Source organism: Flavobacterium sp. UBA6135, from assembly GCF_002428305.1.
In the GTDB taxonomy this organism is placed as follows: domain Bacteria; phylum Bacteroidota; class Bacteroidia; order Flavobacteriales; family Flavobacteriaceae; genus Flavobacterium.
The window spans coordinates 1-15,575 of sequence record NZ_DIVJ01000022.1; the positions used below are offsets into that span (position 1 = coordinate 1).

The 15,575-nt window shown below is 33.7% G+C and carries 11 protein-coding genes; 8 read left to right on the forward strand and 3 right to left on the reverse strand.

The window, feature by feature from the left end; translation table 11 throughout:
* Positions 1-110: 110 nt before the first annotated feature.
* Positions 111-698 (forward strand): phospholipid scramblase-related protein, encoded by a 588-nt coding sequence (locus B3L86_RS05820; protein WP_291116217.1) that lies wholly within the window; start codon positions 111-113, stop codon positions 696-698.
* Positions 699-758: 60 nt separating this feature from the next.
* On the opposite strand, the gene B3L86_RS05825 is transcribed toward B3L86_RS05820, so the two are convergent.
* Both B3L86_RS05825 and gldJ read right to left on the reverse strand, forming a co-directional pair.
* Complete coding sequence (locus B3L86_RS05825; RefSeq protein ID WP_291116220.1) at positions 759-2,048, reverse strand: UDP-N-acetylmuramoyl-tripeptide--D-alanyl-D-alanine ligase; 1,290 nt, start codon at positions 2,046-2,048, stop codon at positions 759-761.
* A gap of 58 nt (positions 2,049-2,106) precedes the next feature.
* Positions 2,107-3,786, reverse strand: a complete 1,680-nt coding sequence (gldJ, locus tag B3L86_RS05830) for a gliding motility lipoprotein GldJ (RefSeq protein WP_291116223.1) — start codon at positions 3,784-3,786, stop codon at positions 2,107-2,109.
* Between the two features lie 204 nt (positions 3,787-3,990).
* Between gldJ and porU the strand changes: the two genes are divergently transcribed.
* The 6 genes from porU (at position 3,991) to B3L86_RS05860 (ending at position 13,519) form a co-directional block, all read left to right on the forward strand.
* Positions 3,991-7,836, forward strand: a complete 3,846-nt coding sequence (gene porU, locus B3L86_RS05835; protein WP_291116225.1) for a type IX secretion system sortase PorU — start codon at positions 3,991-3,993, stop codon at positions 7,834-7,836.
* 40 nt (positions 7,837-7,876) lie between these two features.
* Complete coding sequence (porV, locus tag B3L86_RS05840; RefSeq protein WP_291116229.1) at positions 7,877-9,073, forward strand: type IX secretion system outer membrane channel protein PorV; 1,197 nt, start codon at positions 7,877-7,879, stop codon at positions 9,071-9,073.
* Between the two features lie 70 nt (positions 9,074-9,143).
* Positions 9,144-9,626: a cytidine deaminase gene (cdd, locus tag B3L86_RS05845; protein WP_291116231.1), complete on the forward strand. Its 483-nt coding sequence runs from the start codon at positions 9,144-9,146 to the stop codon at positions 9,624-9,626.
* Between the two features lie 175 nt (positions 9,627-9,801).
* A complete protein-coding gene (pdhA, locus tag B3L86_RS05850; protein WP_291116233.1) occupies positions 9,802-10,800 on the forward strand; it encodes a pyruvate dehydrogenase (acetyl-transferring) E1 component subunit alpha in 999 nt (332 codons plus the stop codon).
* Between the two features lie 5 nt (positions 10,801-10,805).
* Positions 10,806-12,446 (forward strand): pyruvate dehydrogenase complex dihydrolipoamide acetyltransferase, encoded by a 1,641-nt coding sequence (locus B3L86_RS05855; RefSeq protein WP_291116235.1) that lies wholly within the window; start codon positions 10,806-10,808, stop codon positions 12,444-12,446.
* 152 nt (positions 12,447-12,598) lie between these two features.
* The gene (locus tag B3L86_RS05860; protein WP_291116237.1) at positions 12,599-13,519 is read left to right on the forward strand and encodes a hypothetical protein; all 921 of its coding nucleotides are present in this window, start codon (positions 12,599-12,601) and stop codon (positions 13,517-13,519) included.
* A gap of 48 nt (positions 13,520-13,567) precedes the next feature.
* Here the strand turns inward: B3L86_RS05860 and B3L86_RS05865 are convergent, their stop codons facing one another.
* On the reverse strand, positions 13,568-14,788 hold the full coding sequence (locus tag B3L86_RS05865; protein ID WP_291116240.1) for a glycosyltransferase family 4 protein: 1,221 nt from the start codon (positions 14,786-14,788) through the stop codon (positions 13,568-13,570).
* 75 nt (positions 14,789-14,863) lie between these two features.
* Between B3L86_RS05865 and B3L86_RS05870 the strand changes: the two genes are divergently transcribed.
* Positions 14,864-15,445: a tRNA-(ms[2]io[6]A)-hydroxylase gene (locus B3L86_RS05870; RefSeq protein WP_291116243.1), complete on the forward strand. Its 582-nt coding sequence runs from the start codon at positions 14,864-14,866 to the stop codon at positions 15,443-15,445.
* The last annotated feature ends 130 nt before the right edge of the window (positions 15,446-15,575 follow it).

Here is a 15,575-nt window from a genome sequence, read left to right on the forward strand (position 1 = left end):
TTGAACCCTCATCGCCCACCAAAAACTCCTTAAGCAATTAGGGAGTTTTTTTTTATTTAAAAATCAGCTATAATCATAGGCAACAAAAAACGCTAAAAAATCATACTCCAATGAATCCATTATTAAATCGAAATATCTACCTGATTAAAGAACATGTAGGCATGTTCAAAGCTTCAAACAATTTTGACATATTTAATCCGGAGAATGGGTCACAATTGATGACTTGCAGAGAGCCTAATCTGGGCTTTTTTACAAAACTATTTCGATTTACTGAGTACAAAAGAATGACTCCTTTTCAAGTCATAATTTCAGATAATCAAGGAAACAAAATAATATCGGTCAAAAGAGGCTTTACTGTATTTCGATCTGATGTAGAAATTTTTGATAAAAACGACAAACTAATTGGTGTATTTAAACAAAAGTTTTTCTCCTTCGGAGGTAAATTCGAAATTCATGACGCAAATGACCGTCATCTTTGTACACTTCAAGGGAAATGGACCGGCTGGGATTTTAAATTCAGCAAAGCAAATAAAGAATTGGCTCATGTTTCAAAAAAATGGGCCGGAATAGGAAAAGAATTCTTCACAAGTGCAGATAATTATGTATTGGAAATATTCAATCATGTTCCGCAAGATGACGCTCTTCGTCCATTAATTTTAGCTTCTGTAATGTGTATTGATATGGTTTTTAAAGAGTAAATAGTAAAAGATAATCTTGCGTAAGATCTATATTTCTCGACGAAATATTATAATTTTTCATTAAAGATAATTCAATACTCTTTCTAAAGCCATCCCTCTTGAACCTTTAATAAGCAACAAGCTATCTGAAATTTCTTTTGTTTCAAAATCAATTTTAAATTCGTCAAATGACTTATAAAAACTAAAGTTAACATCAACGACTTTAGCGGCATAAAATTCATTACCCACAAAATAACAATGCAAATTAGCTTTGCTTGATTTTATATAACTCACAATCATTTTATGTTCATGAAAGCTTTCCTCTCCCAGTTCAAACATATCACCTAAAATCATTATTTTATTTGCATTATCTAATTGAATAAAGTTCTTTATTGCTACTTCCATACTACTTGGATTGGCATTATAGGCATCTAAAATAATTTGATTTGTATTTTTAAACAGAATCTGCGAACGATTATTCTCGGGAAAATAACTAGAAATTGCATCCCGAGAATTTTCTATTGAAACACCAAAATACTTTCCAATTGTTATTGCTGCAATGATATTTGATGCATTATAAATACCAATCAAATTAGATTTTATCAAAATAGAATCAATTGTTATAGTAGCAAACGGATTTGCAACTATATCTGAAGCAAAAACAAATGCATCAGTAATATTAGAACTAAACGATATGCTATTTTTAAAAGCTATTGCTTTTTCATTTTGAATTGGATCATCTAGATTTACAACTACTTTTTTATCATGTTGAAACAAATAATCATACATTTCTGATTTGCCTTTAATGACACCTTCCACTCCACCAAATCCTTCTAAGTGTGCTTTCCCGAAATTTGTAATATAGCCATAATCGGGCTTAGCCAATTGACATAGAAAAGCAATTTCCTTTTGATGATTAGCTCCCATTTCAACAATTCCAATTTCAGTTTCTTTATCAAAAGATAATAAGGTCAAAGGAACGCCAATATGATTATTTAAATTACCTATAGTCGCTTTAGTTTTATATTTTTTGGATAAAACAGCAAAAATCAATTCTTTTGTTGTTGTTTTACCATTACTTCCGGTCAAGGCAATTATTGGAAGTTGTAGATAATCTCTATGAAAAGTGGCTAAGTTCTGTAATGTCTCCAAACAATTGTCAACTAAAATTGTTCTTTCGTCAATGTAAAAGTCTTTCTCGTCAATTACAACATACTTTGCTCCCTTTTCTAAAGCTTCTTTAGCAAAAGTGTTGGCATTAAAATTTTCGCCTTTTAAGGCAATAAAAAAAGAGTTTTTTTCAATTTTTCTTGTATCAATTGAAACAGAACTTGTTTTTAAAAACAACGTATGAACTTGACTTATTTCCATAAATTTTTAAAAAAGCAAAAAGCCCTAAAAGGGCTTTTTGAAATAGTATCTTGATTTATTACTTGCTATTAGGTTTACCTCTTGCAGTTTTCTTTGTAGTTTTTGGCCCCACTTTAGACATTGCACATCTGAATCCAATATCATCAGTTGCCATATCCTGCGGAAAGAATCTTCTTTGTGAAGGATCTAACCAATAGGCTCTATCTCTCCATGATCCGCCTTTATACACTCTAACATTGTCATCAATCAAAGTAGTTCTTTTGGAAGATTTGTCATATTTTCTTGACATCACTCCTGAACTATCAACTGAAACTCTATGTTGAGGAGAATCATACATTTTTTTCTCATTCTTACCTTCTTCTTCACCATCTTCTGAGTTTCCAAAATCAAAATAACGAGTTGATTGTTTATCACCATCTCTATAATTTCTATTGTCACTCTTACTAAAGTTTTGTCTTAAATAAGTTTCTTGTTCATCAACAGGAACTTGTGCAATTTGACCAGGAAAATTTCTTGCAATAATTTTTCCATTTGCCAAAGTATCATATTTTATATTGTCACCAGTAACAACCTCCACTTTTCCGTCTTCTCCTATTTTATTTTTGGTATAAACATTACCTCTGAAATAGTTAAAGTCATTCGCTTCATCATCAACAATAGGTCGGTATACATCGGCTACCCATTCGTTAACATTTCCTGCCATATCATACAAACCAAAATCATTTGGAGGATATGATTTTACAATTTGTGTAATATCTGCACCATCGTCAGTCCAACCGGCAATTCCGCCGTAGTCTCCTTTACCTTGTTTGAAGTTAGCCAATTGATCTCCTCTAACTTGACGTTTTCCAGATCTTGTATAACTTCCTGACCATGGATATTTTTTTTGACCTTGGTACAAATTATATTCTCTGTTTCCAACATTTGCAACTGCAGCATATTCCCACTCTGCTTCTGTAGGAAGTCTATATTCTGGATACATCAATCCTGAACTTCTTTGAGCATATAAATTAATGCTGTCTTTTGATCTTCCTCTTCTCCCTTTTAATACAATATCTTCATCACCTCCGAAAGCTTTTGTTGGAGCATTGATGTAAGTTTCAGTACTAAACGTTTTCTCTCCCGAAACATCAGTTAACTTGGCATCTCTTTTAAGATATCCTTCTTTTTCAAGAACCACCTCATTAACACGATCTGTTCTCCATTTACAAAATTCAACAGCTTGAATCCAGTTTACACCAACTACAGGATAATTTGCATATGCAGGATGTCTCAAATAGTTGTTTGTCATAGTTTCGTTATAACCTAATCTATTTCTCCAAACCAAGGTGTCGGGACAAGCTCCTTCATAAATGTTTTTGTAATTTTCTTGTGTAGGTGGAAAAACTCGCTTTAACCAATCCAAGTATTCTAAATACATCACATTGGTAACTTCATGTTCATCCATGTAAAATGATTGCACGTGTTGTTGATTCGGGGTGTTGTTCCAATCGTGCATAACATCATCTTGAACTCTACCCATTGTGAATGTTCCTCCTTCAATGGCAATCAAGCCGGGACCGGCAGGTTGTTGTTTGAAATTAGACGCGTATTGGAAACCCCCTTTTTTATCGTTGATTTTCCAACCAGTAGCAGTTGATGTGTTCTTAGAACTTGACTTTTTGCTACAACTAGCAAAACCAAACATTATTATCAATGATAATAAAAGTTTAATAGTCGTTAATTTGTTTACTTTCATACTTTAAGTAGGTAATAAATTTAGTGCCGCAATATAGCAATTAACCTTTAAACTACAAGTCAAAATCAAATAATTTGACAGAATTGTTAATTTTTGTTAATTAACTGAACATCCATAACGATATAACATATTGTTTATTGTATGAATTAAAAGTATTTTATAGGTTTGATACTATTTATTTTTAACTTGCGTTATCAATCACGTATGAAAAAGATTCTTATAGCATTCACTGCACTCTTATTTTATTCTAGTTTTGCTCAGGTAACTAACACCATTGATGTTCAATGGAAATCAGATAATTTTATAAACTTTGATTCATATAAAATTAAAGTTCCACATTTTCAATTGAATAATTTTTATTTTGATGAAGGGTCAAATGAAATCTTTTTTAATCAAAAAATTACAGTTGAAAACACTTTTGATGAAAATAATATTAGAATTATAAATGTAACTTATGAACCAATTTCCATTGCCGATTTGGGTGTGTTAAATCAATCCAAAATTCCTTCTTCAATAAATTTTGAAGTAAAAAACAGTAGAGGAAGAGATGTAAATTATGCCTTTATTCAATTTTCTCCAATTGTAAAAAACAACAATTCATTTAGAAAAGTTACTTCAATTACGTATAGTTTTAATTACTCCAGTTCGGAAAGGAATCAAACTCTGGCAGTTTCTGATTATCTCGGGATAAGAAATTCAGTTTTGAGTACCGGGGAATGGTATCGCTTTTATGTTGAAAAATCTGGAGTTTATAGAATTTCAAGAAGTTTTTTATCGCAATTAGGCATGAATACCAATACAGATCCAAGAAAAATTAAAATTTATGGTAATGGTGGCAGAATGCTTCCTTTATTAAATAGCGTTGAATATCCAATTGACTTGGAAGAAAATGCCATACAGTTTATTGGTGAAGAAGATGGTGTTTTTGATACCAATGATTATATTTTATTTTATGCCGAAGGAGTTGAAAATTGGAATCAAGAAAGTTTAACCAATTTAAATCTTTATGATTCTAAATCCTATTATTATGTAACTTCTTCTGGTGGTGATGGAAAAAGAATCCAAAACAGTAACCAGCCCGAAGGCAATCCAACACTTATTATTTCAAAATTTAATGATTACCAATTTTTTGAAAAGGATGAGATTAATATCGGAAGATTAGGAAGAGTATGGTATGGAAGTCCATTTTCATTTCAAAACTCTCAAGAATATCAGTTTAATTTTCCAAATATTGACACTTCAGTTCCATTACAAATTTCATTTTCTGCTGCCGCTGAAGCATTTGTGGCAACATCAATGAATTTAAGTTTAAACGGACAAAATATCCAAACTTTTAATTTCAATCCCGTAATTCCAACTTCAAGTGTAATTTTTGATAATCTTTCTACATCATTTACAACAACCGCTCCCTCTCAAAACATTTCGATACAAGTAACTTATAACAACAACGGAATTCCTACAGCAAGAGGTTATTTAAATTATATAAATATAACTGCTGTCAGAAACCTAGCCGGAATCGGTAAACAGTTTGAGTTTAAAAGCAATCAAGTTGCCTCGCAAATTGGAATTGGCGAATATCAAATCACCAATGCAAATGGCATTACTCAAATATGGGATGTTACAGACCGATTTAATGTTAGTAGTTATGTAAACAACAACCAATCTGTTTTTACATTCAAAACAAATTTAGGTGATGAGCGAAAATATATAGCACTAGACCCTTCTGATTTTTACATCCCCAGAAGAGATTCGCAATCTAAAGTTGTCAACCAAAATCTAAAAGGAACTATTTTTAACAACAATTCCGGTCAATTTTCAGATATTGATTATTTAATAATTACGCCAACTAATCTGATTCAACCTGCAGAAAAACTAGCTAATTTCCACAGAAATTATTCTAATTTAAACGTTAAAGTAGTTCCGTTGGATTTTATCTACCAAGAATTTTCATCCGGTAAACAAGATATTGCAGCAATTCGTAATTTTATAAGGTACATCTATTATAATGCTTCAGCTCCTTCAAAAAGAGTAAAATATGTCAATCTCTTTGGTGACACTTCTTTTGATTATAAAAATAGAATCCCAAACAACACTAACATTACTCCTATTTTTCATTCTTTGAACAGTAATAATTTACTAAGCTCAACTATGTCTGATGATTTTTTTGCTATGATGGATGAAAACGAAGGTAGAATGTTGTCTTCTGCAGACATTATGGATCTTGCAGTTGGTAGAATGTTGGTAGATAATATCGCACAAGCTTATCAAATGGTTGACAAAGTGATTGATTATCATGACATCAAATCGTACGGAAGATGGCGAAATAATTTCACTTTAATTTCAGATGATGTTGATGAATCATGGGAAGTCGTTATTCAACAGCAATTAGACAATTTAGGAAACAATATCGGAATTCAAAAACCTGAAGTAAACGTAATTAAAATCCATACCGACTCTTATGTTCAGGAAACTTCTGCTGGTGGCCAACGTTATCCAAAAGCCAAAGAAGATATCATAAACGCATTCAACCAAGGTTCTTTAGTTTTTAACTATTTTGGACATGGAGGCGAAGAAGTTTTAGCTAAAGAACGAATTTTTGAAAAAACAGATGCTCAAAATTTAAATAATCAATACAAATACCCATTATTCGTAACCGTAACTTGTGAATTTACTAGATTTGATAACCCCTATCGACCAACAGCCGGAGAATATACGTATTGGAATCCGAAAGGGGGAGCTATCTCCTTGGTTACTACAACTAGAAGAATAGGTGTAACCACCGGCCAAGACATTAATAATTTTTTAGCGTCTTTCTTATATGGATTCAATTCCAATGATGAGATTACTATTTCTGAAGCATTAAGAATGTCAAAAAACGCATATGGTCCGCAAACTCTGATGGTTTTTTATGTAGGCGATCCTGCTTTAAAATTGGCAATACCTAAACCTAAAGTTGTTTTAACCCACATAAACAATGAGCCTAGTGAAAATTCAGAATTCATTTTTAAAGCTCTAAGTTCAGTTACTTTATCTGGCGAAGTTAGAGATCCAAATACTGATTTATTGATAACTAATTTTAATGGCGATTTAGCAGTTCAAATATTTGACAAAGAAATCAACCGCACCACATTAGGAAATGACAATGTAACACTTGGAGGTCAATTGCTTACTATGAATTTCACTACTTTAGGCGAAACCATTTTTAGAGGAAATGCTTCAATAAATAATGGAAAGTTTGAGTTTAGTTTTGTGGTTCCTAGAGACATTACAATTCCTATTGGGAATGGTAGAATTAGTTTTTATGCTAAAACCGAGCAACCCTTTTTACAAGATAAGTCAGGCTATAACACAACAATAAAAGTTGGTGGCATAAACGAAAATGCTCCTGTTGACAATACCGGTCCAACCGTTCGATTATATATGAATGACGAAACTTTTATTTCGGGTGGAATTACAAATGAAAATCCAATATTTCTAGCTTTTTTACAAGATGAAAACGGCATAAATACAGCTAGCGGAATTGGTCATGATATTATTGCTATTCTAGATGGTAATGAATCAAACCCATATATATTAAATGATTACTATGAAACCGAATTAGACGACTTTACAAGTGGAAAAGTTCGTTTCCCATTCCGAAATTTAGCAAAAGGATTGCACACCATTACATTTAGAGCATGGGATGTTTACAATAATCCGGTTACAGCAGAAATTCAATTTATAGTTGTTGGAGATGACACAGTTACTTTAACAAACGTACTTAATTACCCAAACCCATTTGTAAATTACACGCAATTTTGGTTCACCCACAACAAACCATTTGAACCACTCGATGTGCAAGTTCAAATTATGACTATAACCGGAAAAATTGTCAAAACTATCAACCAATCAATTGCGACTGAAGGATTTTTATCCAGAGAAATAACCTGGGATGGAAAAGATGATTTTGGTGATAAAATTGGAAAAGGAGTTTATATTTATAAGCTTACTGTTAAGTCAAACATTACGAATAAGAAAACTGAAAAAATAGAAAAACTTGTTATACTTTAATAATATAGTATATTTGTTCCACTAATAGCTTAAAAAAATAATGAAAAAAATTGTTCTTATACTTACTTGCCTGCTTATAGTTCAAGAATCTTTCTCTCAGGAAAACCAGAGAGTAATCACTACAGGTGTTCCTTTTTTACTAATAGCTGCAGATGCTAGAGCTGCCGGTATGGCTGATGTTGGTGTAGCTTCTTCGGCTGATGCCTATTCTCAACAATGGAATCCGGCAAAATATGCATTTGCAATTGACAAACAAGGTTTTTCAATGAGTTATACTCCTTATTTAACTGGTTTAGTAAATGATATCGCTTTAGCTCAAATTACTTATTACAATAGAATCAATGAAAGGAGTGCTTTTGCTGGGAGTTTACGTTATTTTGGTTTGGGTGACATTAACTTAACCAATCAATTTGGCGAACAATTACAAGTAGTTAGTCCTAATGAACTTGCTTTAGACGCTTCCTATTCTCTTAAATTAAGCGAGCGTTTTTCTATGGCTGTTGCCGGTAGATATATTCGTTCTCAATTAAAAATTCCAGATGACATTGGAGATGCATCTGCAGCAAGTTCATTTGCAGTGGATATTGCAGGATTTTATCAATCTGAAGAAATAGCATATAATGATTTTAATGGCCGTTGGAGAGCTGGTTTTAACTTTCAAAACATGGGTCCAAAAATCAATTATGACAATGATGATAATGATTTGAATTCAAATTTCTTGCCTGCCAACATGCGATTAGGAACCGGGTTTGATTTTATTTTTGATGACTACAATAAAATTGGAGTTAATCTGGAAGTTACCAAATTATTAGTACCAACACCTCAAACTCCAGTACCGGTTGATTTAAATGGCGATGGAACTATTGACCAATCTGAAATTAATGCCGCTCAAGCTCAAGCCATTAACGACTACAGAAGTATTGGTTGGGTTTCAGGGATTTTTAAATCTTTTGGTGATGCACCAGATGGTTTTAAAGAAGAGTTAAAAGAGTTCACTTGGGCCGTTGGAGCAGAATATCTTTATCAAGATGCTTTTGCATTAAGAGCTGGATATTTCAATGAAAGTGAAGAAAAAGGAGCTAGAAAATTCTTTTCAATCGGAGCTGGCTTTAAATACAATATTGTTATGCTTGATGTTTCCTATCTGTTCTCTGCATCCAAAGTAAGAAACCCACTTGAAAACACCTTGCGTTTTTCTCTTACATTCAATTTTGGGGATAAATATGACGAATATTAATCAAGCAATATAAATTTAAAAAAGTCCAAATTTCAACTATGAAGTTTGGATTTTTTTTCCACTATATAATATGAAGAAAATTACAATAACAACCGAATTTTCGGTTTACGAAAGTAAAGAACAATTGCCGTCAGAAATACAAGAGTTGATGGAAATGGCTATTGAAATTAGAAAAAAGGCCTATGCTCCCTACTCCAAATTTAGAGTAGGTGCTGCAATTTTATTAGATAATGGAAAAATAGTTCTGGGTTCTAATCAAGAAAATGCTGCTTATCCTTCCGGACTTTGTGCCGAAAGAGTTGCAATTTTCCAAGCGGGTGCCATTTATCCGGAGGCAAAAATTATGAAGTTAGCTATTTCGGCAACTGCAGATGAAAAACCGGTTACTTCGCCCATTCCACCTTGTGGTTCATGCCGACAGTCGATAGCTGAATATGAATTCAAACAAAATAAGCCAATTGAAATATTTTTTATGGGGGAATCAGGAGAAATATACAAATCAGATTCACTTACCAACTTGCTCCCTTTGGTTTTTGATAAAAATTTTCTTTAGATTTAATTCACTTACTAAAACGTTATCGTAAATAACTTTTCATAAAGTTTATCATTTTAAGTCAATTATATTTTTACATCTTATAAGGATGTCTTATTTTTGCTACTCGCAAATTTGCATCAAAACCATTATGCAAATCAGTCAAACAAACAAATAGATTCAAGAAATACAAAAAATGAAAAAAATCACCAAAGAAGTTTATCTGCAATGGTATGAAGACATGCAGTTTTGGAGAAAATTTGAAGACAAATTAGCTGCCGTTTACATCCAACAAAAAGTGAGAGGGTTTTTACATTTATATAATGGTCAGGAAGCTGTGTTAGCTGGAGCATTACATGCAATGGACTTGTCTAAAGACAAAATGATTACAGCCTATCGTAACCACGTTCAACCAATTGGAATGGGTGTTGACCCACGAAAAGTAATGGCTGAATTATACGGCAAAGTAACTGGAACTTCCAAAGGAATGGGTGGTTCAATGCATATTTTTTCTAAAGAACATGGGTTTTATGGCGGTCACGGAATCGTAGGTGCTCAAATTCCTGTAGGTGCCGGAATGGCATTTGCAGATAAATATTTTAACACAGGAGGAGTAACTTTAACCTATTTTGGTGATGGTGCTGCTCGCCAAGGTTCACTTCACGAAGCGTTCAACATGGCAATGTTATGGAAACTTCCTGTTGTTTTTATTTGTGAAAACAATGGTTACGCAATGGGAACTTCTGTTGAAAGAACTGCCAATCACACTGATGTTTGGAAACTTGGTTTAGGCTATGAAATGCCTTGCGGACCGGTTGACGGAATGAATCCCGTGAAAGTTGCTGAAGCCATGCACGAAGCAATCGAAAGAGCTCGTCGTGGAGACGGACCAACTTTCTTAGAAATGAAAACATACCGATATAGAGGTCATTCGATGTCTGATGCTCAATTATACAGAACAAAAGATGAAGTGGAAGAATATAAAAAAATCGACCCGATTACGCAAGTTTTAGATATTATCAAAGAAAACAATTACGCTACCGAAGCAGAAATTGAAGCCATCGACGAACGAGTGAAAAATTTAGTTGATGAATGTGAAAAATTCGCTGACGAATCACCATTCCCTGAAGCACAACAATTATATGATGTGGTTTACGAACAAGAAAACTATCCTTTTATACCTCATAAATTATAATCGCTATGGCAAAAATTATTACAATGCCACGTTTGAGTGATACAATGACTGAAGGAGTTGTAGCAACATGGCTTAAAAAAATTGGCGATACCGTAAAAGAAGGCGATATTTTAGCCGAAATTGAAACTGACAAAGCAACAATGGAATTCGAAGCATTTGATGCAGGAACATTGTTACACATCGGAATTCAAGAAGGCGAATCAGCACCAGTTGATTCTCTTTTAGCAATTATTGGAAAAGAAGGTGAAGATATTTCCGATTTATTAAAAGGAGGAAATTCTCCTAAGACAGAAGAAAAAGAAGCTCCAAAATCAGAAGAAGCATCTAAAGAGGAAAATTCTAAAACCGAAGAATCAAAACCGAAAGCATCAGCAGAAATTCCTGCCGGTGTGAAAATTGTAACTATGCCTCGTTTGAGTGATACAATGACGGATGGCACTGTAGCTACTTGGTTAAAAAAAATTGGAGACGCTGTAAAAGAAGGTGATATACTTGCTGAAATTGAAACTGACAAAGCAACGATGGAATTTGAATCATTCAATTCAGGTACGTTGTTATACATTGGCGTTCAAGAAGGTCAGTCTGCACCTGTTGATAGCGTTTTAGCTATTATTGGACCAGAAGGAACAGATGTTTCAGGGATTGCTGAAAATTATTCTAAAGGTGGCGAAGCACCAAAAGCTGAAACCAAATCAGAAGAAACTAAACCAGTAACAGAAAATAAAGAAGAAGCAACAACTTCAACCGAATCAACTGGAAGAATTTTTGCCTCACCATTAGCCCGACAAATTGCAAAAGACAAAGGAATCAACCTTTCTCAAGTAAAAGGATCCGGTGAAAACGGAAGAATTGTAAAAAGTGATGTTGAAAACTTTACACCATCTGCCGCTCCTCAAAAAGCTGCGGAATCGGAAAGTGTTTCTCAATTAACTGCAGTAGTTCAACCATTTGTTCCTGCCGGAGAATCGTATTCAGAAGAAGTGAAAAATTCGCAAATGCGTAAAACCATTGCTCGTCGTCTTTCTGAATCCAAATTTACTGCTCCTCATTATTACTTAACAATCGAAGTAGCAATGGATGAAGCAATGAAATCCAGAGCAATTATCAATACCGTTCCTGATACTAAAGTATCCTTTAACGATATGGTTGTAAAAGCTTGTGCAATGGCTTTAAAAAAACATCCACGTGTAAATACGCAATGGAAAGATGATGTAACCGTTATCAATCACCATGTAAACATTGGTGTTGCTGTTGCCGTAGAAGATGGTTTAGTGGTTCCTGTATTAAAATTTACAGATCAAATGAGTTTAACTCAAATTGGATCTGCGGTGAAAGATTTAGCCGGAAGAGCTAAAAACAAAAAACTTCAACCTGCCGAAATGGAAGGAAGTACTTTTACCGTTTCTAATTTAGGGATGTTTGGTATAACTGAATTTACTTCAATCATTAATCAACCAAACTCAGCTATTCTTTCAGTTGGAGCTATTATCGAAAAACCAGTTGTAAGAGATGGTCAAATCGTTGTGGGCAATACAATGAAAGTAACGTTAGCTTGTGATCACAGAACCGTTGATGGTGCAACAGGAGCTCAATTTCTTCAAACGTTGCGAACCTATTTAGAAAACCCGGTGACTATGTTAGCATAGATTTAACCGAAGTATATATTTTTAAAGCGAGTTGTAGGACTCGCTTTTTTTTATGTCATAACATAATAAAAAACTGTTGCAGTTCCAAAGGTATATTTATATATTGCGACGTATTTTCTTAACTTTTAAAAATAAATAAAAAATAATTAAAAATGAAGACACTTTGGCTCAGCCTATTTCTATCTATTCTTTTATTAACAACTTTTAATTCTTGTTCCTCAAGTGATGAAGAGGGATGCGGAAAAGTATCTAATGTTACTGTCTATAGTATTGGTCCAACCTATTTAAGTTTTAATTTCCAGACCGTTAACGGCGTAAATTCTTACATGATAGAATACGGCATGGCTGGTTTTACAAAAGGCACAGGAACTTCTTTTCCAACTTCTCAATCTGGTGCAACTATTGAAAATTTAAATCCCAGTACTTTATACGACATTTATATTACTAGTTTATGTGATCAAGGACAAACCAATTTTTATAAAATTTCCAATATTGCTACTGAACAAAGTCAATGCACAGGGCTAGTAAGTGCAACCTTAAACCAATGGTACAGCACCCAAAACATTGATGTCTATTTTGAATATTCGGATGGGAATGTTTCAAAATATGAAGTAGAATATGGTTTATTAGGTTTTGCTCTAGGAAATGGCACCAAACTAACATTTAATTCTAATAGCGGAACTATTCAAGGGATACAAACTAACACAACTTATGACATCTATGTAAGAGCTATTTGTTTTCAAAATGATAAATCAGAAGCCAAAAAATACACTTATACCACAATTGGTTCTTGTCCAAAACCAATTTTTTTAAGCACTACTTTAATTGCAGGAAGTTGCACACAAGGTACTGCTTACAGAAATTTCAGCTGGAATTATGATTATAGTAATGCACAAAGTTTTACTATTTCTTTAGTAAGCCAAGGTGGATTACCTCAAAATGGAAATCAATTTACAACCAGTAATGAATCTATCGCATTTTCAAATATGTTTTGTTCTTGGAATCAATTTTATGTAAGAGCAAATTGTTCCGACGGCAGCACAAGTGAATGGGCAGGACCAATAAACTTTTAATCATCTAACAAAAGTTTTAAAAGCCTTTCCCTCACTAGTAAAAGGCTTTTATATTTTATTCTTCACCTCAATCCACTTCGCCATATACTTGGTACTCTGCAAAAAATGATGCATCAGCATTGAACCAATAAAATTATCCTCCCGGTATTTTTTTAATTGTTCCATCTTATCAATCAACATTTCAAGAAATAAGTCTACAAATAAATCTTTCGAAAATCGATGCTTTATTATCTCAAAACCATTTTGTTGAGCTTGCATCCAAAAGGATTTGTTTTGATATAATTCAATCGCTTTTTCTGCAAAATCATGCGGTGAATCGGTTATGCAACCATTCCATTCCATTTCGCCTTTCATGCCTTCTGCTCCTATCGAAGTTGTTACACTTGGTGTCCCAAACTGCATTGCTTCCAACAATTTCCCTTTAATTCCGGCACCAAAACGAATTGGAGCCAAAAGAACTCTTGCTTTCGAAATCACTTCAAAAGAACTATCAGCTCTTCCGTGAACATAAAAATTCAACTTCGGTTCATGCAACGATTTTATTTTTTGTGTCGGATAGGCACCGTAAATATGCATCTTAGCTTCAGGAAACTTTGTAAAAAGTAACGGCCAAATTTTCTCTTTCAAATAAACAACCGCATCATGATTAGGAGCGTGAAGAAAATTACCAATGAACATAAAATCACTTCGTTCTTCAAAGTTTCGTAAATTCAACCTTTCATTTCCTACCCAAATAGGCAAATAAAACAAAATAAACGATGGCACTTTAAAATGCGATTGCAACAACTCTATTTCAAATTCCGAAACCATTAACGTCACATCACAACGGTAAATACTTGCAATTTCTCGCTTAGCCAAATCATTATTCAAATTAAACGGTTTGTTCTTCAAAACTGTCAATCTTCTGGCTTCACGCAAACAATGTAAATCTTCTGAATCCAACATTCGCAACGCATTCGGACAGTGTTCAGCAACTCGCCATCCAAACTGTTCCTCCGTCATAAATCGATCAAATAAAACTAAATCCGGCTGCAATTCCGAAACAAATTCATCAAATGAAGTGCAATTTAATGTTATTTGCTTTCGGTCAACTTCATACAATTCTTCCGAAAATTCACTTTGCAAAGCGGTACTGGCAAACGTAATTTTCCCACCATTTTCCTTAAAAAAAGCAATCAACTGCATCATTCGGCTTCCCGCTGCAGACGATTTCGGTTCCGGCCACACAAAGCCAATAATTAAAATCCGTTTATTTTTCAATGCATTCATCCGACTAAAATAGGAATAAAAGAGGCAATTCTATTCAAATAAAAAGCATTATTTTTGCATCAAATCACGAGAATTATGCTAGGATTAAAACTTAAAACCGACCCACGTTGGGCAAATATCGCCGAATCAAACCTCGAAGAAATTTTATCCGATCACTGCTGGTGCGAACAAAAAGCCGCGTCAAACGCACTTTACATCATCACTAACAATTCTGAAAACGTAGAATTAGTCACCGAAATGGCCAAAATCGCCATCGAAGAAATGGAACATTTTCAAATGGTACACAACATCATTCAAGAACGCGGTTTCGAATTTGGTCGCGAAGTAAAAGACGATTACGTCAACCAGCTCGTGAAATTTACCAAAAAAGGAGGTTCAAGAAATGATGCTTTAATCGAAAGATTACTCTTTGCCGCAATGATCGAAGCCCGCAGTTGCGAACGGTTTAAAGTGCTTTCCGAAAATATAAAAGACAAAAAATTAGCTGATTTCTACCGCGAACTCATGATTAGCGAAGCAAACCATTACACCACTTTTTTACGCTTTGCCCGCAAATATTCCGAAAAAGTAGATGTCGACAAACGCTGGCAAGAATGGCTCGAATTCGAAGGCGAACTCATCACCAACTACGGCAAAAAAGAAACCGTTCACGGATAATTATTATTTAATTTAAGCCCCCTGCGTAAACTAGACTTCTCGTTACAATACTCTAATTTAATAGCTTAATTTAAAATTTAGTAACTTATTAAACTTTAAAATTCCAAAACAAAAAACCCCTCATCGATAG